The sequence below is a fragment of the Pantoea sp. SYBGC1 genome (genome assembly GCF_057197005.1).
The window spans coordinates 163,368-185,609 of sequence record NZ_JBXUNM010000004.1; the positions used below are offsets into that span (position 1 = coordinate 163,368).

The following is a 22,242-nucleotide window of genomic DNA, read 5'->3' on the forward strand; positions in this document are numbered from 1 at the left end:
CGGCTGTCAGGCCAGCCGTCGCGCCCGGTCAGGGGCAATTATTTTTTATCTTTAACTTCTTCGAACTCAGCGTCGACTACGTCATCCTGCTGCTGTGCTGACGCGTCGCCGGCGTCCGCTGCGCCTGCCTGGCCCTGCTGCTGTGCCATCTCCATCAGTTTGCCGGAGACTTCCATCAGCGCCTGCATTTTCGCTTCAATGGCCGCTTTATCTTCGCCTTTCAGCGCGGTATTCAGCTCAGTCAGTGCAGCTTCGATAGGTGCTTTGTCTTCTGCAGAGAGCTTGTCGCCCGCTTCATCCAGCTGCTTGCGGGTGCTGTGCGCAATCTGGTCACCCTGGTTGCGCGTCTGTACCAGCTCTTCAAACTTGCGGTCAGATTCCGCGTTCGCTTCCGCGTCGCGCACCATTTTTTCGATCTCTTCTTCGTTCAGACCAGAAGAGGCTTTAATGGTGATTTTCTGCTCTTTACCGCTGTTTTTATCTTTCGCTGACACATGCAGAATACCATCAGCATCGATGTCAAAGGTGACTTCGATCTGCGGCATACCGCGTGGTGCAGGCTGGATGCCGTCGAGATTAAACTGACCCAGCGATTTGTTGTCACCGGAACGCTTACGCTCACCCTGCAGCACGTGAATGGTCACGGCAGACTGGTTGTCTTCAGCAGTAGAGAACACCTGACTGTGTTTCGTCGGGATAGTGGTGTTCTTGCTGATCAGCGCGGTCATTACGCCGCCCATGGTTTCAATGCCCAGCGACAGCGGCGTTACGTCCAGCAGCAGAACGTCTTTCACATCACCTGCCAGTACGCCACCCTGAACGGCAGCACCAACCGCTACGGCTTCGTCCGGGTTCACATCTTTACGCGGCTCTTTGCCGAAGAACTCGGTCACTTTCGCCTGCACCATTGGCATACGAGTCTGACCACCTACCAGGATGACATCGTTGATGTCAGAAACTGACAGGCCAGCATCCTGCAGCGCAACTTTCAGCGGCTCAATTGAACGGGTTACCAGATCTTCTACCAGAGATTCCAGTTTCGCACGCGTCACTTTGATGTTCAGGTGCTTAGGACCGGTCGCATCTGCCGTGATGTATGGCAGGTTAACGTCGGTCTGCTGCGCAGAAGAGAGTTCAATTTTTGCTTTCTCAGCGGCTTCTTTCAGACGCTGCATCGCCAGCGGATCGTTATGCAGATCGATACCCTGGTCTTTCTTGAACTCGGCTACCAGATAGTTGATCAGGCGGCTATCGAAGTCTTCACCACCCAGGTGGGTATCACCGTTGGTTGCCAGCACTTCAAAGGTTTTTTCGCCATCAACGTCATCGATCTCAATGATTGAGATATCGAAAGTACCACCGCCCAGGTCATAAACCGCGATAGTGCGGTTGCCCTGGCCTTTATCCAGACCGTAAGCCAGCGCTGCTGCGGTAGGTTCGTTGATGATACGCTTAACGTCCAGGCCTGCGATACGGCCCGCATCTTTAGTCGCCTGACGCTGTGCATCGTTGAAGTAAGCCGGTACGGTAATAACCGCTTCAGTCACCGCTTCACCGAGGAAATCTTCCGCGGTTTTCTTCATTTTCTTCAGCACTTCAGCAGAGATCTGCGGCGGTGCCATTTTCTGGCCCTTCACGTCCAGCCATGCGTCACCGTTGTCAGAACCGGTGATTTTGTACGGCATGATTTTGATATCACGCTGCACTTCTTCGTCCTGGAAACGACGACCAATTAAACGCTTGATAGCGAACAGGGTGTTCTGCGGGTTGGTCACTGCCTGACGTTTAGCCGGCTGACCTACCAGCGTTTCGCCGTCTGCGGTATACGCAATGATTGACGGCGTGGTGCGATCGCCTTCAGCGTTTTCCAGCACGCGTGCCTTGCCGCCGTCCATGATCGCCACACAAGAGTTGGTTGTACCCAGGTCAATACCAATAATCTTACCCATCTAAACGTCTCCCACGTAAATTCTTTGTCAAATTGGGTTGTGATGCAGAGATGTGGTCGTTACCGCCACTTTCAACTGCGACTGCAGGCTTTTTTGCTGCCTCACAACGCCCGATGACAAGTAGATGGGGCCGCTTCGATACGCATCAAGGGTTAAAAGCAAAAAATATTTCGATTCTTTTACCCGGACGGGATAAATGGCGGGAAAATGTACAACTTCAGCAGCAGTACGGCGGAGCAGCGCTGCCCGCCGTACCGGGCTCATCAGGATAAAGAGCGCGAGGAGTGCCCCGCTGGCTGACGTGCGTCACGCCACAGCCAGCAGCCGACAGCGGCACCGATCGCTGCCAGCACCAGTACATACCAGGCCGGTGCCATAGGCGTCAGCTGCATCATCAGCGTTACGCTGACGGGCGTCAGGCCGCCGAAAATCGCGTAAGCAACGTTGTATGAGAAAGAGATGCCGGTAAAGCGTACCGCGGGCGGAAAGGCGCGCACCATGACAAACGGCACTACGCCTACCACGCCGACGCTCAGCCCCACTACGCCGTACCAGAAAAACAGCATCTGCGGCGCGCTGCCGGTGTTTTGGAAAAAGTGCCAGCTGCAGAAAGCCAGCAGCAGCGATCCCGCTATCAGCGTACGCGCCGCACCCGCGCGATCTACGATCCAGCCTGCCAGCACGCATCCGACCAGCAGCATGACGGTCGCCAGGCTGTTGGCCTGCAGGCTCAGCGCAGCAGGCACGCCCTGTTTCTGCATCAGTGCAGGCGCCATTAAAATCACCACCACAATGCAGGCGGAGAGCAGCCAGGTCAGCAGCATTGAGATCGCGATACTGCGCTTGTGGTGCAGCAAAATAGCCTGCAGCGGCAGCCGTTCAGACAGCGTTTTTCGCTGCTGCATCTGCTGAAACACCGGGGTCTCATGCAGCCAGCGACGCAGGTACATCGCCAGCAGTCCAAACAGACCGCCAAGGAAGAATGGCAGCCGCCAGCCGTAGTCGCGCATTGCTGCTGGCGAAATCGTGCTGTTAAGCAGCGTCGCCACCAGTGAACCCAGCAGGATACCGGCAGTGAGGCCTGCGGTCAGGGTGCCGCAGGCAAAGCCGGTACGTTTTTCCGGCACGTGCTCAGCAACAAACACCCAGGCGCCCGGCACTTCACCGCCAATTGCCGCGCCCTGCAGCATCCGCAATAGCAGCATTAGCAGCGGTGCAGCGATACCTATGCTCGCATAGGTGGGCAGCGCGCCCATCGCCAGGGTCGGCAGCGCCATCAGCAGAATACTCAGGCTGAACATCTTTTTCCGGCCGACTTTGTCACCAAAGTGCGCCATAACGATGCCGCCCAGCGGTCGCGCCAGATAGCCGGCAGCAAAAATACCAAACGTCTGCACCTGACGCAGCCAGTCAGGCATATCGGGCGGGAAAAAGAGCTCGCCAATGACGGCAGCAAAGAAGATAAAAATAATGAAGTCGTAGAATTCCAGCGCCCCGCCAAGGGCAGCCAGCGACAGGGTTTTATAGTCCTGCCGGTTAAGTCGATGCGAGGTGAGCGAGTCCATAAGGGTGCGGTATCCAGAGCCGGGAAAGGTAGAGCAGACGTTACTATACCGGCAAACCCGCACCACACCAGCAAGGCTGAATTTTATGCCTGAAAAGTCTTATATTCAGAGGTTTGTCTCACGCCGTGCGCTTTTCGGACGAAATGCTGCTACCACCGCCGCATGCGTCTCGATATAGGGCCCCTCCAGCAGCTGTAAGCAGTAAGGCACGGCGGCAAAAATTCCGGGTACCCTTACGCTACCATCCTCCGCTTTTACCCCTTCCAGCGTCTCTTTAATCGATTTCGGCTGGCCGGGGAGATTGAGGATCAGCGACTGTTTGCGGATAACCCCTACCTGGCGTGACAAAATGGCAGTGGGTACAAACTGCAGGCTGATCTGACGCATCTGCTCACCAAAGCCAGGCATTTCGCGATCCGCTACCGCCAGCGTAGCATCCGGCGTCACGTCGCGGCGTGCCGGTCCGGTACCGCCGGTGGTCAGCACCAGATGGCAGAAACGTTCATCCACCAGCTCACAGATCGCCTGTTCAATCATCGGCTGTTCATCCGGCACCAGGCGCGTCTCCAGCTCGAAAGGTGTAGCCAGCGCACCGCTGAGCCAGCTCTCCAGTGCCGGAATGCCCTGATCCTGATAAATGCCGTTTGCTGCGCGATCGGAAACGGAAATTAATCCAATGCGTAAAGTATCCATAAGAGTATCGCTGTGGTTAGCCGCGTGGCGGCAAAGAAAGAGAGATGCAGAAAGGATAATACAAAGCGCAGAGCAGAGAAATGCGTAATGCCGCGGCGGCAAGGCACCGCCGCGGCGTCATGCTTACAGCAGTTCAGTCAGCATCTTTTCAAGTTTGCCCTGATCAACGGCAAAGTTGCGGATGCCTTCCGCCAGCTTAGTGACCGCCATCGGATCCTGATTATGCTGCCACAGGAACTCCGCTTCGGTCATTTTCGCCGGGCGCTCGCTGATCTCGCCGCTGTAGCTCAGCTTGCGCTCAACGCTGCCTTCGCTCTCAGCCAGCTCTTTCAGCAGGCCCGGAGAGATGGTCAGACGGTCGCAGCCCGCCAGCTCAATGATTTCGCCCACGTTACGGAAGCTGGCACCCATCACCACGGTTTCATAGCCGTGCTGTTTGTAGTAGCTGTAGATTTCAGATACGGACACTACGCCCGGATCTTCATGCGGCGCATACTCTTTTTTGTCGGTGTTCTGCTTGTACCAGTCGAGAATACGGCCTACGAATGGGGAGATCAGGAAAACGCCCGCTTCTGCACAGGCGCGTGCCTGTGCAAAGGAGAACAGCAGCGTAAGGTTACAGTTGATCCCCTCTTTTTCCAGCTGCTCCGCTGCACGGATGCCCTGCCAGGTTGACGCGAGTTTGATCAGAATACGATCGTTGCTGATACCTGCGTCGTTATAAAGTTTGATCAGGCTGCGCGCTTTCGCGATGCTCGCTTCGGTATCGTAGGAGAGGCGTGCATCCACTTCCGTGGAAATGCGGCCCGGGATCAGTTTGAGGATCTCCAGCCCGATGTTGACAGCCAGTTTGTCAGAGACCAGCGCCAGCTGCTCTTCCTTGTTGCTGCTCTGCTGACGTGCCCAGCCGATCGCTTCATCAATCAGCTTGCGGTATTCAGGGATTTGAGCAGCGTTGAGGATCAGGGAAGGGTTTGTCGTGGCATCCTGCGGCTGATAGAGCTTCATCGCTGCAATATCACCGGTGTCGGCGACCACGGTAGTCAGCTGACGCAGGGAAGTAAGTTTATCCGTCATGGTTCTCTTTTCTCTTTGGTTGACTGTCAGGGTATAAAAGGCTGAATCGATAATATCACGCGCAATCAGCGGCGCAACATCGTGGCGTGCCCTTTACGATAGCGCTGACAAATAGGAGTGATTTGCCGATTAATGCCGCTTTTTTGATACACTCCGCGCAATGCATTTTCCGTTAATGTCCTGATATTTAAGCAGGCGCACAAGGAGACCCGGTATGCTGATGGTGATTTCACCGGCTAAAACGCTGGATTATGAGAGCCCGCTTGCCACCCCCCGCTTTACCCAGCCTGAGCTGCTGGAAAAATCGCAGCAGCTGATTGACGTTGCGCGCGCCCTCTCTCCGGCTGATATCGCTTCGCTGATGCGTATCAGCGATAAGCTGGCGCACCTGAACGCCGAGCGCTTTAACCAGTGGCAGCCGCCCTTTTCGCCGGAAAATGCGCGTCCGGCTATTCTGGCGTTCAAAGGGGATGTTTATACCGGCCTGCAGGCTGAACGCTTTAGCGAGGCAGATTTTGATTTTGCCCAGCAGCACCTGCGTATGCTCTCAGGGCTGTACGGCCTGCTGCGTCCGCTGGATCTGATGCAGCCCTACCGGCTGGAGATGGGCACCCGACTGGCAAACCCGGCTGGCCGCGATCTCTATAGTTTCTGGGGCGATACGCTCACGGAAGCGCTGAATCAGGCGCTACAGGCGCAGGGGGACCAGGTGCTGATTAACCTGGCGTCAGATGAATATTTCCGGGCGGTAAAGCCGGCGAAACTGAATGCCCGGCTGATAAAACCGGTGTTTCTGGATGAAAAGAGCGGCCACTATAAGGTCATCAGTTTTTATGCCAAAAAAGCGCGCGGTCTGATGAGCCGTTTTGTAATTGAGCATCGTCTGACACAGCCAGATCAGCTGAAGCAGTTTGATGTGGATGGATACCGTTTTGATGCGGCAGCCAGCCAGGGAAATGAGCTGGTGTTTAAGCGTCAGGAGCAGGCATAAATCAATTGATGCCGGGGCGTCATCACGTTTCGCACGCACATCAATCCGGTCGCCATGAATGGCGCCCCTACGGGGGGATGGGATATCCGTAGGGGGCGCATTTATGCGCCCCTGGCGCTATCACGTTTCGTACGCACATCAACCCGGGCGCCATGAATGGCGTCATCACGTTTCGTACGCGCATCAACCCGGGCGCCATAAATGGCGCCCCTACGGGAACATCCGATATCCGTAGGGGGCGCATTTATGCGCCCCTGGCGCTATCGCGTTTCGTACGCACATCAACCCGGGCGCCATGAATGGCGCCCCTACGGATGGGGTACCTGTAGGGGGCGCATTTATGCGCCCCTGGCTGCCATAAACTACGCCCCGATCTGTTACTGCAGCAGGAATTTGCGCAGTGCGGCAAACTCTGCCGGCATCTGGTGTGACAGCAGCGGCAGATCGGCGCGATCGGCCAGCGCCTGCGGCAGCGTAAGCGTCTGCCCCAGAATCTCCTCTACGCTCTCGCGGAATTTCGCCGGATGCGCTGTACCGAGGAACAATCCATACTCACCTTCCTGCAGCTGATCGCGCAGCAGACGATAAGCGATGGCCGCGTGCGGCTCTGAGAGGTAGCCCAGCTCGGCCAGCTCGCGCATCGTGGCCTGCGTCGTCTCATCAGAGACCGCACCGTAAGCGAGATCGGTCAGACGCCAGGTTTTACGGCGGAACAGCTCTTCCACGCGCGGCCAGTTGTTCGGCTGGCTGACATCCATTGCGTTTGACAGGGTAGCCACGGTGGCATTTGGCTGCCAGGCACCGTTGCCGAGAAAGCGCGGTACTGTGTCGTTGGCGTTGGTTGCGGCAATAAACCGTTTGATTGGCAGACCGAGCGATTTCGCCAGCAGGCCAGCCGTGAGATCGCCAAAGTTACCGCTGGGTACGGAAACCACCAGCTGATTACGCTGCTCCTGCGGAAGCTGTGCGACCGCCTCAAAGTAGTAGCAGATCTGCGCCAGCAGGCGGCTGATATTGATGGAGTTAGCGGAGTTAAGGCCAATCGCTTTTTTCAGCTCCTCATCATCAAACGCCTGCTTAACCAGCGACTGGCAGGTATCGAAATCGCCATCAATCGCGATAGTTTCAATATTGCCACCCAGCGTACAGAACAGTTTTTCCTGCAGGGCGCTGATTTTGCCCTGTGGATAGAGGATTACTACACGCACATTGTCCATACCGTAGAAAGCGTGCGCTACGGCAGCGCCGGTATCGCCTGAGGTCGCAGTCAGAATAGTGATCTGCTCATCTGCGCCGGAGACATAGGAGAGCATCTGCGCCATAAAGCGGCCGCCGAAATCTTTGAATGCCAGCGTCGGGCCGTGGAACAGCTCCAGACAGGCGATATCTTCGCTGACTTTCGCCACCGGTGCCGGGAAGGTAAAGGCCGTTTTGACCCGCTCAGCCAGCTGATGCGGGGTAACTTCATCGCCGATATAAGCAGACAGGATTTTGCTGCTGCGGCTGACAAAGTCCATCTCCAGCATCGCATCGATATCGGTCAGTTCAAATTCCGGCAGCTCCAGTGGAAAGAACAGCCCCTGCTGCGAGCCCAGCCCCTGTTTGACTGCCTGCGAGAAGCTGACCTGCTCGTTGTGATCCTTAAGATTATAGAGTTTCATACGTTATCCCAGTTTACGTGCGCCAGCCGTATCAAGACGGCAGATATGGACGAAGCCTTCTTCATTCTGCAGATAGTGCTGGCTCAGCCAGTCTGCCATCCGCTGTGCCGTTGCCATCTCATTGCAAACAGCGAAAAGCGTCGGACCGGAGCCCGAGATGCCGCAGGCCAGCGCGCCAATATCGGCCGCCGCCTGCCGTGCTGCGGCGAAGCCTGGCAGCAGTTTGGTGCGGTACGGTTCGGCCACCACATCCTGCATTAACTTAGCCGCCAGCTGCGGCTGCCGGGTATGGCAGGCGTGGATAAAGCCAGCCAGCAGGCGGCCATGTTTAATCACATCCTGCTTGCGATATTGCGCCGGCAGAATCGCCCGCGCTTCCGCGGTAGAAACTTTAATGCCGGGATACGCCATAACCCACAGCCACTCATCAAAGCAGGGCACCTGCTGGCTGATAATCCCCTGCTCTTCAATCATCAATTGTACGCCGCCGAGAAAGCACGGAGCCACATTGTCATAATGTACGCTGCCAGAGATACGCCCTTCCAGCTCGCCCATCAGCGCCAGCAGTGCGGTATCGCTGAGCGGCTTGCCGCAGAATTCGTTCATCGCCATTAAGCCTGCCACGACGGAACAGGCGCTGGAGCCGAGGCCGGAGCCGATCGGCATATTTTTCTCCAGCGTCATCGCCACCGGCACTTCTTTGCCAGTCGCCTGACAGAAACGCTCCCAGCACTGATAAACGATATTTTCTTTGGGATCGTCAGGCAGCTTGCTGACAAACCGACCGCGATTCTCAAGGCTGAAACGATCGGCCGCTTCAACTGCCACACAGTCACCCAGCAGCGATCCATCCACCGGCGACACCGCGGCTCCCAGCACGTCAAAGCCAACGCTGACGTTGCCGATGGAGGCCGGTGCATAAATTTTTACCATCATTAAACTCCTAACTTCCACGACAGCGTACGCAGCAAATCAGCAAACACGCCCGCTGCGGTAACATCATTCCCTGCACCATACCCGCGCAGTACCAGCGGAATCGGCTGATAGTAGCGGCTATAGAACGCCAGCGCATTTTCACCGTTTTTCACTTTGCACAGCGGATCGTTGCCGTCTACCGCCTCAATTTTAACGCTGCAGTGACCATCTTCTGCAATCGCTCCGACAAAACGCAACACTTTGCCTTCATCGCGCGCCTGAGCGACGCGTGCTGCAAAGGCGTTATCCAGCTCCGGCAGACGCGCCATAAACTGATCCGCATCCGCCAGTTCAGTCAGACTGGCAGGCAGAAGCGGCTCAATAGTGATATCGCTCAGCTCCAGCTGATGCCCCGCTTCACGCGCCAGGATCAGCAGCTTGCGCGCCACATCCATTCCTGACAGGTCGTCACGCGGATCGGGTTCAGTAAAGCCCATCTCGCGCGCCAGCGTGGTTGCCTGGGAGAGCGACATCCCCTCATCCAGTTTGCCGAAGATAAAAGAGAGCGAGCCGGAGAGAATGCCGGAAAACTTAATCAGTTCATCGCCCGCGTTCAGCAGATTCTGCAGGTTTTCAATCACCGGCAGACCGGCACCGACGTTGGTGTCATAAAGAAACTTGCGGCGCGACTTCGCAGCGGCAGCCCGCATCTGCTGGTAGTAGTTCCACGAAGAGGTGTTCGCCTTTTTATTAGGCGTCACGACATGAAAACCTTCGGCAAGGAAGTCAGCATACTGGTCGGCCACCGCCTGACTTGAAGTACAGTCGACGATCACCGGATTAAGCAGGTGGTACTCTTTTACCAGCCGGATCAGACGTCCGAGGTTAAACGGCTCGCGCGCCTCACTCAGCGCCCCTTTCCAGTCTTTAAGGTCGATGCCATGGACGTTGGTCAGCAGCGCGCGCGAATTTGCGATCCCGCAGACGCGCAGATCGATATGTTTGCCTTTCAGCCACGCCTGCTGGCGATGCAGCTGATCCAGCAACGCACCGCCAACGCCGCCAACGCCGACCACGAACACTTCAATCACCTGATCGGTCGCGAACAGCATCTGATGCACAACGCGCACGCCGGTAGTCACATCGTCATTGCTTACCACGACAGAGATTGAGCGTTCGGAAGAGCCCTGGGCAATCGCCACGATATTAATATTGGCGCGCGCCAGCGCCGAAAAGAATTTTGCGGAGATGCCGCGCAGCGTGCGCATGCCATCGCCTACCACTGAAATCACCGCCAGCTGCTCCAGCACATCCAGCGGATCGAGCAGGCCCTCTTTCAGCTCAAGATGAAACTCCTCTTCCAGCACGCGCCGTGCGCGCGCCTGCTCGCTCTGGGGTACGCAGAAGCTGATACTGTATTCGGAGGAGGATTGAGTGATCAGCACTACGGAGATGCCGGTGCGGGACATCGCAGCAAACACGCGCGCGGCCATGCCTACCATGCCTTTCATTCCGGGGCCGGAGACGTTGAACATCGCCATGTTGTTTAGGTGGGTGATGCCTTTGACCGGATTTTCGTCATCGCTGCCCTCGCCGCCAATCAGCGTGCCGGGCGCCTGCGGATTAGCGGTATTTTTAATTAAGCAGGGGATCTGAAACTGTGCGATTGGCGCAATGGTACGCGGGTGCAGAACTTTAGCGCCAAAGTAGGAGAGCTCCATCGCCTCCTGATAGGACATCGACTTCAGCAGGCGCGCATCGGGCACCTGGCGCGGATCGCAGGTATAGACGCCATCGACATCGGTCCAGATTTCGCAGCAGTCAGCGCGCAGACAGGCGGCCAGCACGGCAGCTGAGTAGTCGGAACCGTTGCGCCCCAGTACGACCAGCTCGCCTTTTTCGTTACCGGCAGTGAAGCCAGCCATCAGGATCATATGATCGGCCGGGATCTGACTGGCGGCAATGCGACGGCTGGATTCAGGGATATCCACGGTGGACTCCAGATAGTGTCCTACGGCGAGCAGCTTCTCAACCGGATCGATCACGGTCACCTGATAGCCACGCGCCTGCAGCAGCGCCTCCATAATGGCGATCGACAGCTTTTCGCCCCGGCAGATGATAGCGGCATTGACCGCGTCCGGGCACTGCCCCAGCAGGCTGATACCGTGCAGCACCTGCTTAAGCTGAGCAAACTCCAGCGCAACAAAGGTGCTGACGCGCTCAACGTCAAACCCTGGCTGAGCGGCCGCAAGGCCCTGCAGGAGATCGGCAAAAATGCGCTCAGCGTCGCTGATATTCGGCAGAGGATCCTGGCCGCTGATGGTTTTTTCAATCATCGCCACCAGGTGATTAGTAATTTTTGCAGGTGCAGAGAGCACGGTGGCAACCTGTCCCTGCTGCGCATTGCTTTCCAGAATGTCCGCTACGCGCAGAAAGCGCTCTGCGTTTGCTACTGAGGTTCCGCCGAATTTCAGCACTCGCATGGTTAAAGCTCTCCTGAATTTTTGCCGAAAAAAAAGCCCGCACTGTTGAGGTGCGGGCTTCTTTTTTATTTTTCCTGTATGCGTCAGCCCGCACCGTTACCTGTGGTAATGGTGGTGGTAATAATTGTTGTGGTGTTCAGGCTGTCGTTACGCATTAAGATTTTTCTGTCTGTCTTTGTCTTGTCCGTCTGCCTTCCAGAAGTAAAGCAAAGCGCACGTTAAGTCAACGAATTTGTCTTTTGCCGCTGAACCTGAAGCCGGGCAGTGCTGCGCTGGATCGGGTAAATGGTGTTGCGATCGTTCAGCCCGGAGGCGAGATGCCCGATCAGCAACTACCCGCTCAGGATTTTGCCGAGTAATGCTCTGCCAGCTTTTTTTCCACATCGTGCAGCAGCCGGTGCAGCATTGCGCTGTCGCGCTGCTCCAGCAGACCGATGCGCTGATCGATCCAGTCCACCATCTTGGTGTCATCGCTCACCTCAAGCGTCGTGAGCAGCTGCTGAAAACGCTGACGCAGCGCCTGCAGCTGCAGCGCATTGGCCGTTTCTGCCGGAGTGACGGTGACCTGATTAAGCGAGGCGAGCTGATAGCAGTAGACCATTACCGCCTGTCCCAGATTGAGTGAGGGATAATCCGCCGCCATAGGAATACCGGTCAGCAGATCGACCTGATCCAGCTCCTCGTTCGTCAGCCCGCTATCTTCACGACCAAATACCAGCGCAATGCGCGGCAGCCACTGCCGCTTTTCCTGCAGAATCGTCTCTACCTGCGCAGGCGTTGCATAGTAGCGAAACTTCGCCCGGCTGCGCGCCGTGGTGGCGACAGAAAAATCGACATCGGCCAGCGCGTCACTTAGCGTGGCATACGTCTGAACATTGTCGAGGATTTCACCGGCGCCGTGCGCAACGCGCCGCGCCGCCGGATCCTGCCACGCATCGCTGGCGACAATGCGCAGCTCAGTAAAGCCCATGGTTTTCATTGCGCGGGCAGCGGCACCAATATTTTCCGGACGGGCGGGTGAAACTAAAATCAGGGGAAAAGACATAATTTTTCCAGTAGCAAATTAACACTATGCGCTATGGTGGCATGCAGCGAAAAAAATACCAATTGTTATGCGGTGATAAAGCAGAATGTTAATAATGTTAAACCGCTGGAATAAATTGTGCCGATGACATTTGTCGCAATCAGACAGATATTATGCGCTTATAAAACATAAATCCTGTTAATTCATCATACTACGTTAGCTATTTATGCAATTTCCATGCGTTCAAAACCGCCGGTTAAATGTAGCGAAAATGCTGCTTTTTGTGAGCTAAGCTGGCAATACAGGAGAAGTTTTTCATAAAAGTGTTAACGTGCTACACTTGCTTTTGATATAAGTCAACGAAGCGTTGTTTTTATGCTTATCGGTTGTTACTGGTGCTGTTAGGTTGCTGTTAATACGGTTAGGATAAACGCTATTCTGATCCCAACGGGGCGCACAGATATTCATTCTGACCGGCTGAGCTGACACTGAAGTTGACCTGATGGATGGTATATTCCGAAGATTATTTCGTACTCCGGCTGCGCACACGCCTTTATTCTGTCGCGGCAACGGCGGTACGCCCTGTTTTCGATTTGTTGGCAAATTTTAGGTAGCAAAACATGCAGACCCCGCACATTCTTATCGTTGAAGACGAACTGGTCACGCGTAACACGCTAAAAAGTATTTTTGAGGCGGAAGGTTACGTGGTCTATGAAGCCACTGACGGTGCTGAAATGCATCAGGTTTTAACAGACAATGACGTAAACCTGGTGATTATGGATATCAACCTCCCAGGGAAAAATGGATTGCTGCTGGCGCGCGAGCTGCGTGAACAGGCAAATGTCGCGCTGATGTTTCTGACCGGTCGCGATAATGAAGTGGATAAAATCCTCGGCCTGGAAATTGGTGCTGATGACTACATCACCAAACCTTTTAATCCGCGTGAGCTGACTATTCGCGCACGTAATCTGCTGTCGCGCACCATGAACCTGGCGATGCCGGGTGAAGAGCGCCGTCAGGTAGAGAGCTACCGCTTTAACGGCTGGGAGCTGGATATCAACAGCCGTTCCCTGATCAGTCCAAACGGTGAGCAGTATAAGCTACCGCGCAGCGAGTTCCGCGCGATGCTGCACTTCTGCGAAAATCCGGGCAAAATCCAGACGCGTGCCGATCTGCTTAAGAAGATGACCGGTCGCGAGCTTAAGCCGCATGACCGTACCGTGGATGTCACGATTCGCCGTATTCGTAAACATTTCGAGTCGACGCCCGATACGCCGGAAATCATCGCCACCATCCATGGCGAAGGCTATCGCTTCTGCGGTGAGCTGCAGGATTAAGTTAAACAATAAAAAACGCCCGTTCGGGCGTTTTTTTTAGCTGCTTTAGTGCCACGGCATAATCGGCACCGCGCTTAGCGCGTTTTTCGGCGATCCATCCACAACCTTATCTGAGTAGCTCAGATAGACCAGCGCGTTGCGTTTCTGGTCAAAAAAGCGCACCACCTGCAGCTTCTTAAACACCAGCGATGTCCGCTTACGAAACACGACTTCTCCCTGCGCCTTGCCTTGTGCGATTTTCTCGCTAAGCTCTACAGGCCCTACCTGCTGGCAGGAGATAGCCGCATCCGATGTATCTTCAGCCAGCCCCAGGCCCCCTTTGATACCGCCGGTTTTAGCCCGGCTGATATAGCAGGTGACATTTTTCACGTCCGGATCGTCGAACGCCTCGACCACGATCTTATGATCGGGGCCGAAAATTTTGAATACGGTGTCAACAGAGCCGATCTCCTCCGCCAGCGCGACGGGAGTGAGCATAAAAGTTGCCAGCGTGACTATAAGAGCGCGATTTATTGTCATTGGGTTACCATTGCAAAGGAAAGAGATGTGGCGATAATGTATCGTCACCAGAACAAAGAACCAAACCTGAACGGGTTATCACCCGCATTGATATAGCACAGTTGATCAACACACAAGCGCCGCGCGTTTGTGCATTTAGTGCTATTATTCGACGACTTCATCGTTGCGCCACCAGAGAGTTATGAGGATGTTTTATGGACCAAGCCGGTATCATTCGCGATTTGCTTGTCTGGCTGGAGAGCCATCTGGATCAGCCGCTTTCACTTGATAACGTTGCACTGAAAGCGGGTTACTCCAAATGGCACCTGCAACGGATGTTTAAAGAGGTTACCGGACACGCCATCGGGGCCTATATCCGTGCGCGTCGTCTCTCTAAAGCCGCCGTGGCGCTACGTCTGACCAGCCGCCCTATCCTCGATATCGCTCTGCAGTATCGCTTCGATTCACAGCAGACATTTACGCGCGCGTTTAAGAAACAGTTTAATCAGACGCCCGCCTGGTATCGCCGCTCATCCGAGTGGAACTCTTACGGTATCCGCCCGCCCATTCGTCTGGATAACCAGCCCGTGCCGGAAGCACAGTTTGTCACGCTGCCGGAGACGATTCTGGTGGGCCAGACGCAGAGTTATACCTGCGCGCTGGAGCAGATCTCCCGCTACCGTGATGAGATGCGCGTGCACTTCTGGAAACAGTTCCTGCTGGAAACCGACACCGTGCCGCCGGTGCTTTATGGTCTGCATCAGGTGCGCGCCAGCCATGAGAAAGATGATGAGCAGGAGATCCTCTATACCACGGCGGTCCCGGCCGATCAGCAGGCGCTGAATATGCAGTCAAATCAGCGCGTGACGCTGGAAGCGGGCGACTACGTGCAGTTCAGCTATGAGGGTCCGCGCGTCGCGCTGCAGGAGTTTATCCTGATGCTCTACGGCACCTGCATGCCGCTGCTGGGGCTGATTCGTCGTCAGGGGCAGGATATTGAGCGATTCTATACCCACGGCGGCAAAAAGCGCAGCGAACCGCCTGCCGATATCCGCTGCGAATACCTGATCCCGATCCGCCCGCAGCCCGTTAATTAATCGCCAAAGAACCTCGCCGGGCGCATTAATGCGCCCCTGGCCGCGGTAAAAAACGTCATCACGTCCCGTGCGCCTATCAACCCGGGCGCCATTAATGACGTCATCACGTTCCGTACGCGCGCCAACCTGGGCGCCATTAATGGCGCCCCTACATTTTCCGTAGGGGGCGCATTAATGCGCCCCTGGCCGCGGTGAAAAACGTCATCACGTCCCGAGCGCCCATCAACCTGGGCGCCATTAATGACGTCATCACGTTCCGTACGCGCGCCAACCCGGGCGCCATTAATGGCGCCTCTACATTTTCCGTAGGGGGCGCATTAATGCGCCCCTCTGGCCGCGGTGAAAAACGTCATCACGTCCCGTACGCGCATTGATACGGGCGCCATTAATGCGCCCCTGGCCGCGGTAAAAAACGTCATCACGTTCCGTACGCGCGCCAACCTGGGCGCCATTAATGGCGCCCCTACATTTTCCGTAGGGGGCGCATTAATGCGCCCCTGGCCGCAGTAAAAACGTCATCACGTCCCGTACGCGCATTGATACGGGCGCATTAATGCGCCCCTGGCAGCTCATCCAGTGCCGGGGCATCCAGATGCGAAACGTCGCCGGCGGTCTCTACGATCCAGCCAGACGCCAGCCAGGCACTCTGCTGATGATCCACGCGTGAAATCGAGCAGTTGCGCAGGCGCAGGCGTCGTTCCGCATGCGCCGGTAAACCCAGAATGGTGCTCACCAGGGCACCCAGCGCCATACCGTGGCTGACCAGCAATGGCCGGCTGCCGGCGGGCAGATCGAGGCAGGCGTTCAGCGCATCATGCATGCGCGCCGCCAGCTCGCTCATCGACTCGCCGCCGGGAATGCGCCCCGCTTCGGTGCCATCTACCAGCGCCTTGCGCCAGCGTTCTTCTTCTGCCGTCAGGCCATCAAGCGGACGCTGCTCCAGACAGCCCATATTCAGCTCGCGCAGACGAGCATCCAGCGTAACCGGGCAGCCGCAGGCGTCAGCGATAATCTCTGCCGTACGTCGGGTACGGCCTAAATCACTGGCGATAACGTGCGTAATGCCCAGCGTCTTCACCCGCTCACCGACCTGACGCGCCTGCTGTTCACCTTTATCCGTCAGAGCACTGTCGGACTGCCCCTGAATGCGTCGGGCCGCATTCCAAACCGTTTCACCGTGACGAACAAGATAGACCTGTAACATGCGTAATTTCCGTTATACTGCGACAAATTTGCCTTGAGGGTTCAACCAATTATGTACCATGTTGTCGCAGCCACCACCAATCCGGCAAAAATTCATGCGGTTGCGCAGGCGTTCAGCGACGTATTCGGTGAGGGATCCTGCCATATTCGCGGGGTAGCGGTCGAGAGCGGCGTGGCGGCGCAGCCGCTTAGCGATACGGAAACGCGCAGCGGCGCACGTCAGCGCGTGATTAACGCCCGCGCGGCTGCGCCAGAGGCAGACTTCTGGGTGGCTATTGAAGCGGGCATCGAAGACGACTGCGCGTTTGCATGGATGGTAGTGGAAAATGCACAGCAGCGCGGTGAATCACGCTCTGCCAGCTTTACGCTGCCGCCGGTTGTACTGGCAGGATTAGCAGCCGGGCGCGAGCTGGGCGATGAGATGGCGCGCCTGACCGGGGTTGACAATATCAAACATAAGGGCGGCGCGATCGGCGCTTTTACGCAGGGCCTGCTGACCCGCTCCAGCGTCTATCATCAGGCGCTGATCCTCGCGCTCTGCCCGTTTACTCATCCGCTTTATCAGCAGTAATCAGCCGCGATTCCAGCCAGCGTCTGAGTTCGGGCGGCGCCTCTTTCAGGCTGTTAGAGCCGCGCGTTATCGTCGCAATGCCCACGCCCAGCTCGTTTTTCAATTCGCGCTGGCTGATATCGCCATTGATCAACGCTTCGATAATGCGCAGCCGCGTGCCGAACGATTCACGTTCATCGGGCGTCATCATCAGCTGCAGCATCGGCAGCGCCACGTTATCGGCAAACGCATGCTGCATCAGGTCGATAAAACGCAGCCAGTGATCGTCAGTGGGCTGCTCAGAAAGGGATGAAGGCATAGTGGCTTCCGTACTCATTAACGAGTACGGAAGCATAGCACACTCAGTAACGCTGATTCCACTCGCTGTCGCTGAGAATCTTGTCAGGTTTCCCCATGAAGTAGCGATAGTAGGCGTCATACGCCAGCACGTTCTTCACGTAGCCCCGCGTTTCAGAGAACGGAATCGTTTCAATAAAGGCCACCGCGTCCAGTTTGCCGCCGCTGTTGTTGCGCCAGCTGCGCACCCGCCCCGGGCCGGCATTATAGGCGGCGGAGGAGAAGATGCGGTTCTGCCCGAACTGCTGATAGACATACTCCAGATACTGCGTGCCAATCTGGATATTGGTTTGCGGATCAAGCAGCTGGCTGCTGTTTACATAGCCGGGAATGTTGTACATCTTCACGGTATGCGCGGCCGTGGCTGGCATCACCTGCATCAATCCGCTGGCCCCGACCGGGGAGCGCGCTTTCGGGTTCCAGGCGCTCTCCTGGCGCGAGATAGCCATGGCGTAGCTCGGATCGATCGCCTTATCACCGGTATATTGCTGATACAGATTGCGCCACGCCAGCGGGAAACGCTCTTTCAGACTATCCCACATTTTTGCGCTAATCGTGGCCTGCACGCTCAGATCCCACCAGTCCTGCTGGTTCGCGTAGTGCGCCAGCATCTGCTGCTGCGTGCGGGTTTTACTGACGATCAGGTTTGCCCACTCGCTGCGCGCCAGGTTATCCATGCCCCAGTACATCAGCTCGCGTACGCGCGCCATCTCCGGTCCCTGCACGATGCTATTGTCCGCGGCCGGCGCGTCATCAATCTTCAGCGGATAGTCGGTGCCAAGACGCTGCGCCGCTACCATCGGATAGAAGCCGCGCTGCTGCATCAGCTTACGCAGGATCTCCTCAGCCTCTTCTTTGCGCCCCTGCGCTATCAGCAAATCTGCCTGCCAGTACTGCCACTCATCTTTTTCTTTCGCTTCCGGCGGCAGGCGCGCAATCCAGGTGTTGAGGCCACGCCGGTCGCTTTCGCTCAGCGCAAGGCGCACGCGACGTTCAATAAGCGCGGTGGATTCACTGTTCATCACTACGGCATCGCGCCAGCGCGCCTGCTCTGAGGTCAGGTCAGCCCCCATCATGCGCCATACCACCGCCTCTTTCAGATCCTGCTCTTCTGCCTGACTCATCTTCTGCGCTTTAACCAGCTGCGGGATCATCATGCGCGCGTTATCCATATCTTCGCGCGCCACGCGCGCAAAGGCGTAGCTGGTGGCCATACGGGTAAAGTCGGTCGGCCCCAGCGTGGCAGCAAACGTCGTTACGGTCTGCGGATTCTGCTGCAGGGCCAGCAGTGCGCTGGCGGTGGTCTGGTAATCCGCCGGCAGCATTTTTGCCAGATAGTTTACCAGGCTATCGTTGCCCGCTTTCATCGCCAGGCGGATACGCTCCAGAATGGTAATCGGCGAAAGCTGACCTGATGCCTGCCAGACTGAGAAGAGCCGGTCGCAGTCAGCGGGCAGTGCCGAACCGCGCAGCCAGATACTTTTCGCGCCGGTAAACGCCGTCTGCTGCTGGCCGGTGGCCCATTTAGCGTAGTACCAGTTGCAGCGCGCCTGCACCGGCTTCGGCTCATCCGGACTGAAACTTAAAATCCCCTGCCAGTCCTGCCGGTGCGCCAGCACGTTCACAAATCGCGTCTGCAGCGATTTGGCCGGCGGCAGCGTCGGATACTGCTGAATAAAGTTTTTGATCGCCAGCCCCGCTTCCTGATCGAGATCCTGCGCCAGCAGGCGATACTGCAGATAGGGATAGAGCGGATAATCCTGCAGCGTCGGCATCAGCTGCTCAACCTGGTCCATCTGTTTGTTATCCCAGGCCTGCTTGATCTGCGCATAGCGCTGTCGTTGCTGATCCAGCGAGTCGGCCCATACGCTGCCTGCCGTGCTGACCAGACACATCCCTATCATCCAGTTACGCCACTTCTCCACTCCGCTCTCCTCTCTGCTTCGGTCCAGCGTATGCCGGACTCCCTTCATGCTAACCAGGGCTTTCGTCTCTCGCCACGTTCTTAACAAAATTTACCTGACGAACGGGCTCCTGCCCCCCTGACCCGCTTGTGCACCTGCAACGCAGTTTACGCCACGGCGCCTTTAAGGCTACTATTGACCACCCGCTGCTGACGGCGCCGCAACCGCCTGAAACCTGTCAGGATTGTTGCGCTCAGAGGCTCAATGGCAAACCGCATCCGCTGCTCTGCGGCAGAACACCACTTTTACCGAGATGCTTATGGAAACCCGGCGCGACGAACGACTCAATAAGCTGGCCCAGGCCCTGAAACGCACCGATAAGCTGCATCTGAAAGAGGCGGCGCAGCTGCTGGGCGTCTCTGAAATGACCATCCGCCGCGATCTCAGCGAATCCGCCTCGCAGGTGGTGCTGCTCGGCGGCTATGTGGTCAGCGATCCGAAAAACCATGCGGGGCACTACTTTGTTTCCGATCAGCACGGGCACAACGCCGCGCGTAAACGGCGTCTGGCGCAGGCCGCCGCCGCGCTGATTCGTGAAAATGATACGGTGTTTTTTGACTGCGGAACCACGCTGCCCTACGTCATCGACGCGATTCCGGACACTCTCGCCTTTACGGCCGTCTGCTGCGCGATGAACACCTTTCTGGCACTGAAAGAGAAGCCCGCCTGCAGCGTGATCCTCAGCGGCGGCGAGTTTCACGCTGATAACGCGCTGTTTACACCGGTCGGTAACCACTCCATTCTGGATGACCTCTGCCCGGCGCTGGCGTTTATCTCAGCAGCGGGAGTGGATCTGCAGCAGGGCGCAACCTGTTACAACCTGAATGAGCTGGCGATGAAGCACCACGCCATGCTGCGCGCGCGTGAACGGGTTCTGGTGGCAGACAGCAGCAAATATGGCAAAGTGCTGCCCGCCCGTATCAGCGCGCTGCACCGTTTCGAGCGGCTGGTCAGCGACAGCGCCCCCGACGCCGCGCTCAGCGCGTGGCTGGCAGAGCAGGCGATTACGCTGCATCTGCCCTGATCGCCGTCAGCGCGTACAATTACGCAGCAGTGCGTCTGACATCACGCCTGTCACGCAAGTTTCACCGCGGCGCGGCTGTGATTAGGCCGTGAAAACCGCTAAACTTCAGCATCTGACGTTCCACTATTTACAGACCAAGAGGCTCATCACAACGTGGCTCAATTCGTCTATAGCATGCATCGCGTCGGCAAAGTGGTACCGCCGAAGCGTCACATTCTGAAGAATATCTCTCTCAGCTTCTTCCCGGGCGCCAAAATCGGCGTACTCGGCCTGAACGGCGCGGGTAAATCGACCCTGCTGCGCATCATGGCCGGTATTGATAAAGATATCGAAGGGGAAGCGCGCCCGCAGCCGGGCATTAAAGTGGGTTATCTGCCGCAGGAGCCGCAGCTCAACCCGGAACATACCGTGCGTGAATCGGTTGAAGAAGCGGTGGCGGAAGTCGCTGGCGCGCTGAAACGTCTTGATGAAGTCTACGCGCTGTATGCCGATCCCGATGCGGACTTCGACAAGCTGGCCGCCGAACAGGGCCGTCTGGAAGAGGTGATTCAGGCGCACGATGGCCATAACCTGGAAACCCAGCTCAACCGCGCCGCTGACGCGATGCGTCTGCCGGAGTGGGATGCCAGAATCGGCAACCTGTCGGGTGGTGAGCGCCGTCGCGTGGCGCTGTGCCGCCTGCTGCTGGAAAAGCCGGACATGCTGCTGCTTGATGAACCGACTAACCACCTGGATGCGGAATCTGTCGCCTGGCTGGAACGCTTCCTGCACGACTTCGAAGGCACCGTGGTCGCGATTACCCACGACCGTTACTTCCTCGATAACGTTGCGGGCTGGATCCTGGAGCTGGACCGCGGTGAAGGTATTCCGTGGGAAGGCAACTACTCCTCCTGGCTGGAGCAGAAAGATCAGCGTCTGGCGCAGGAAGCGTCGCAGGAAGCTGCACGCCGCAAATCCATTGAAAAAGAGCTGGAGTGGGTGCGTCAGGGTGCGAAAGGCCGTCAGTCTAAGGGCAAGGCGCGTCTGGCTCGCTTTGAAGAGCTGAACAACAGCGACTATCAGAAGCGTAATGAAACCAACGAACTCTTTATTCCGCCAGGCGCACGCCTCGGCGATAAAGTGCTGGAAGTGAAAAACCTCAGCAAATCGTATGGCGACCGCGTTCTGATTGACGATCTGTCGTTTTCGCTGCCAAAAGGGGCGATTGTCGGGATCATCGGGCCAAACGGCGCGGGTAAATCGACGCTGTTCCGCATGATGTCTGGTCAGGAGCAGCCCGATTCCGGCAGCATCGATCTGGGCGAAACCGTGAAGCTGGCGTCGGTCGATCAGTTCCGCGATGCGATGGATAATTCCAAAACAGTATGGGAAGAAGTCTCTGGCGGCCAGGATATTATGCGTATCGGTACCACCGAGATGCCAAGCCGTGCCTACGTCGGACGCTTTAACTTTAAAGGCACCGATCAGGGTAAACGCGTGGGCGAACTCTCCGGCGGTGAGCGCGGACGTCTGCACCTGGCGAAACTGCTTCAGGTAGGCGGCAACCTGCTGCTGCTGGATGAACCGACCAACGACCTCGACATCGAAACCCTGCGCGCGCTGGAGAATGCCCTGCTGGAGTTCCCGGGCTGCGCGATGGTGATCTCGCATGACCGCTGGTTCCTCGACCGTATTGCCACCCACATCATCGATTATCAGGATGAGGGCAAGGTTGAGTTCTTTGAAGGTAACTTTACCGAATACGAAGAGTATAAGAAACGCACCCTCGGCGCGGATGCGCTGGAGCCGAAGCGTATCAAATACAAGCGTATGGCGAAGTAATCTGCTGATAAAAAAGGCGCCTCCGGGCGCCTT

Annotated in this window: 19 protein-coding genes and 1 other annotated feature; of the genes, 6 read left to right on the plus strand and 13 right to left on the minus strand. The window is 56.8% G+C overall.

Going from position 1 to position 22,242, the window contains the following annotated elements:
• Positions 1-38: 38 nt before the first annotated feature.
• From dnaK to tal, 4 genes are all read right to left on the minus strand, one after another.
• Entirely contained in the window at positions 39-1,949 is a 1,911-nt protein-coding gene (gene dnaK, locus AC2CF9_RS09745; RefSeq protein ID WP_484556859.1) for a molecular chaperone DnaK, read from the minus strand.
• A gap of 263 nt (positions 1,950-2,212) precedes the next feature.
• Positions 2,213-3,514, minus strand: a complete 1,302-nt coding sequence (locus tag AC2CF9_RS09750; RefSeq protein ID WP_484556860.1) for an MFS transporter — start codon at positions 3,512-3,514, stop codon at positions 2,213-2,215.
• 105 nt (positions 3,515-3,619) lie between these two features.
• Positions 3,620-4,207: a molybdopterin adenylyltransferase gene (mog, locus tag AC2CF9_RS09755; protein WP_065650178.1), complete on the minus strand. Its 588-nt coding sequence runs from the start codon at positions 4,205-4,207 to the stop codon at positions 3,620-3,622.
• Between the two features lie 123 nt (positions 4,208-4,330).
• Complete coding sequence (tal, locus tag AC2CF9_RS09760) at positions 4,331-5,284, minus strand: transaldolase (protein WP_094110716.1); 954 nt, start codon at positions 5,282-5,284, stop codon at positions 4,331-4,333.
• 214 nt (positions 5,285-5,498) lie between these two features.
• On the opposite strand from tal, the gene yaaA reads away from it, so the two are divergent.
• Positions 5,499-6,275: a peroxide stress protein YaaA gene (gene yaaA / locus AC2CF9_RS09765; RefSeq protein ID WP_150017996.1), complete on the plus strand. Its 777-nt coding sequence runs from the start codon at positions 5,499-5,501 to the stop codon at positions 6,273-6,275.
• A gap of 377 nt (positions 6,276-6,652) precedes the next feature.
• Here the strand turns inward: yaaA and thrC are convergent, their stop codons facing one another.
• The 5 genes from thrC to AC2CF9_RS09790 form a co-directional block, all read right to left on the minus strand.
• Positions 6,653-7,936, minus strand: a complete 1,284-nt coding sequence (gene thrC / locus AC2CF9_RS09770) for a threonine synthase (RefSeq protein ID WP_150017997.1) — start codon at positions 7,934-7,936, stop codon at positions 6,653-6,655.
• Positions 7,937-7,939: 3 nt separating this feature from the next.
• Positions 7,940-8,869, minus strand: coding sequence for a homoserine kinase (gene thrB, locus AC2CF9_RS09775; protein WP_484556920.1), 930 nt, complete (start codon positions 8,867-8,869; stop codon positions 7,940-7,942).
• A 2-nt stretch (positions 8,870-8,871) separates the two neighbouring features.
• Positions 8,872-11,334: a bifunctional aspartate kinase/homoserine dehydrogenase I gene (thrA, locus tag AC2CF9_RS09780; protein ID WP_484556861.1), complete on the minus strand. Its 2,463-nt coding sequence runs from the start codon at positions 11,332-11,334 to the stop codon at positions 8,872-8,874.
• A 26-nt stretch (positions 11,335-11,360) separates the two neighbouring features.
• Positions 11,361-11,482 (minus strand) — a sequence feature (Thr leader region).
• Positions 11,418-11,489: a thr operon leader peptide gene (thrL, locus tag AC2CF9_RS09785; RefSeq protein WP_071669149.1), complete on the minus strand. Its 72-nt coding sequence runs from the start codon at positions 11,487-11,489 to the stop codon at positions 11,418-11,420. Its footprint overlaps the feature before it by 65 nt.
• 185 nt (positions 11,490-11,674) lie before the next feature.
• Complete coding sequence (locus AC2CF9_RS09790; protein ID WP_150017999.1) at positions 11,675-12,379, minus strand: tRNA/rRNA methyltransferase; 705 nt, start codon at positions 12,377-12,379, stop codon at positions 11,675-11,677.
• A 599-nt stretch (positions 12,380-12,978) separates the two neighbouring features.
• Between AC2CF9_RS09790 and arcA the strand changes: the two genes are divergently transcribed.
• On the plus strand, positions 12,979-13,695 hold the full coding sequence (arcA, locus tag AC2CF9_RS09795; protein WP_039382461.1) for a two-component system response regulator ArcA: 717 nt from the start codon (positions 12,979-12,981) through the stop codon (positions 13,693-13,695).
• A gap of 45 nt (positions 13,696-13,740) precedes the next feature.
• On the opposite strand, the gene creA is transcribed toward arcA, so the two are convergent.
• Positions 13,741-14,214, minus strand: a complete 474-nt coding sequence (creA, locus tag AC2CF9_RS09800; protein WP_039382459.1) for a protein CreA — start codon at positions 14,212-14,214, stop codon at positions 13,741-13,743.
• Positions 14,215-14,408: 194 nt separating this feature from the next.
• On the opposite strand from creA, the gene robA reads away from it, so the two are divergent.
• Positions 14,409-15,290, plus strand: coding sequence for an MDR efflux pump AcrAB transcriptional activator RobA (gene robA, locus AC2CF9_RS09805; protein WP_039382458.1), 882 nt, complete (start codon positions 14,409-14,411; stop codon positions 15,288-15,290).
• Between the two features lie 550 nt (positions 15,291-15,840).
• On the opposite strand, the gene gpmB is transcribed toward robA, so the two are convergent.
• Positions 15,841-16,494 carry a 2,3-diphosphoglycerate-dependent phosphoglycerate mutase GpmB gene (gene gpmB / locus AC2CF9_RS09810; protein WP_039382453.1) on the minus strand — a complete coding sequence of 218 codons (654 nt, stop codon included), beginning with the start codon at positions 16,492-16,494 and terminating at the stop codon, positions 15,841-15,843.
• Positions 16,495-16,545: 51 nt separating this feature from the next.
• On the opposite strand from gpmB, the gene yjjX reads away from it, so the two are divergent.
• Positions 16,546-17,064 (plus strand): inosine/xanthosine triphosphatase, encoded by a 519-nt coding sequence (yjjX, locus tag AC2CF9_RS09815; protein ID WP_150018736.1) that lies wholly within the window; start codon positions 16,546-16,548, stop codon positions 17,062-17,064.
• On the opposite strand, the gene trpR is transcribed toward yjjX, so the two are convergent.
• The gene (gene trpR, locus AC2CF9_RS09820; protein ID WP_150018737.1) at positions 17,039-17,362 is read right to left on the minus strand and encodes a trp operon repressor; all 324 of its coding nucleotides are present in this window, start codon (positions 17,360-17,362) and stop codon (positions 17,039-17,041) included. The two genes, yjjX and trpR, sit on opposite strands and share 26 nt — an antisense overlap.
• A gap of 43 nt (positions 17,363-17,405) precedes the next feature.
• Positions 17,406-19,325, minus strand: a complete 1,920-nt coding sequence (sltY, locus tag AC2CF9_RS09825; protein WP_150018738.1) for a murein transglycosylase — start codon at positions 19,323-19,325, stop codon at positions 17,406-17,408.
• Positions 19,326-19,623: 298 nt separating this feature from the next.
• On the opposite strand from sltY, the gene deoR reads away from it, so the two are divergent.
• Together deoR and ettA are read left to right on the plus strand one after the other, a co-directional pair.
• Complete coding sequence (gene deoR, locus AC2CF9_RS09830) at positions 19,624-20,388, plus strand: DNA-binding transcriptional repressor DeoR (RefSeq protein ID WP_150018739.1); 765 nt, start codon at positions 19,624-19,626, stop codon at positions 20,386-20,388.
• A 153-nt stretch (positions 20,389-20,541) separates the two neighbouring features.
• Positions 20,542-22,209, plus strand: coding sequence for an energy-dependent translational throttle protein EttA (ettA, locus tag AC2CF9_RS09835; RefSeq protein WP_484556862.1), 1,668 nt, complete (start codon positions 20,542-20,544; stop codon positions 22,207-22,209).
• Positions 22,210-22,242: the final 33 nt, after the last annotated feature.

What these genes read in the sequence shown, in the direction of transcription:
- arcA (WP_039382461.1), top strand. Translation starts at nt 12,979, where the DNA reads ATGCAGACCCCGCACATTCTTATCGTTGAAGACGAACTGGTCACGCGT.
- thrA (WP_484556861.1), bottom strand. Translation starts at nt 11,334, where the DNA reads ATGCGAGTGCTGAAATTCGGCGGAACCTCAGTAGCAAACGCAGAGCGC.
- tal (WP_094110716.1), bottom strand. Translation starts at nt 5,284, where the DNA reads ATGACGGATAAACTTACTTCCCTGCGTCAGCTGACTACCGTGGTCGCC.
- thrB (WP_484556920.1), bottom strand. Translation starts at nt 8,869, where the DNA reads ATGGTAAAAATTTATGCACCGGCCTCCATCGGCAACGTCAGCGTTGGC.
- yjjX (WP_150018736.1), top strand. Translation starts at nt 16,546, where the DNA reads ATGTACCATGTTGTCGCAGCCACCACCAATCCGGCAAAAATTCATGCG.
- thrC (WP_150017997.1), bottom strand. Translation starts at nt 7,936, where the DNA reads ATGAAACTCTATAATCTTAAGGATCACAACGAGCAGGTCAGCTTCTCG.
- trpR (WP_150018737.1), bottom strand. Translation starts at nt 17,362, where the DNA reads ATGCCTTCATCCCTTTCTGAGCAGCCCACTGACGATCACTGGCTGCGT.
- creA (WP_039382459.1), bottom strand. Translation starts at nt 14,214, where the DNA reads ATGACAATAAATCGCGCTCTTATAGTCACGCTGGCAACTTTTATGCTC.
- mog (WP_065650178.1), bottom strand. Translation starts at nt 4,207, where the DNA reads ATGGATACTTTACGCATTGGATTAATTTCCGTTTCCGATCGCGCAGCA.
- AC2CF9_RS09790 (WP_150017999.1), bottom strand. Translation starts at nt 12,379, where the DNA reads ATGTCTTTTCCCCTGATTTTAGTTTCACCCGCCCGTCCGGAAAATATT.
- dnaK (WP_484556859.1), bottom strand. Translation starts at nt 1,949, where the DNA reads ATGGGTAAGATTATTGGTATTGACCTGGGTACAACCAACTCTTGTGTG.
- deoR (WP_150018739.1), top strand. Translation starts at nt 19,624, where the DNA reads ATGGAAACCCGGCGCGACGAACGACTCAATAAGCTGGCCCAGGCCCTG.
- robA (WP_039382458.1), top strand. Translation starts at nt 14,409, where the DNA reads ATGGACCAAGCCGGTATCATTCGCGATTTGCTTGTCTGGCTGGAGAGC.
- AC2CF9_RS09750 (WP_484556860.1), bottom strand. Translation starts at nt 3,514, where the DNA reads ATGGACTCGCTCACCTCGCATCGACTTAACCGGCAGGACTATAAAACC.
- yaaA (WP_150017996.1), top strand. Translation starts at nt 5,499, where the DNA reads ATGCTGATGGTGATTTCACCGGCTAAAACGCTGGATTATGAGAGCCCG.
- gpmB (WP_039382453.1), bottom strand. Translation starts at nt 16,494, where the DNA reads ATGTTACAGGTCTATCTTGTTCGTCACGGTGAAACGGTTTGGAATGCG.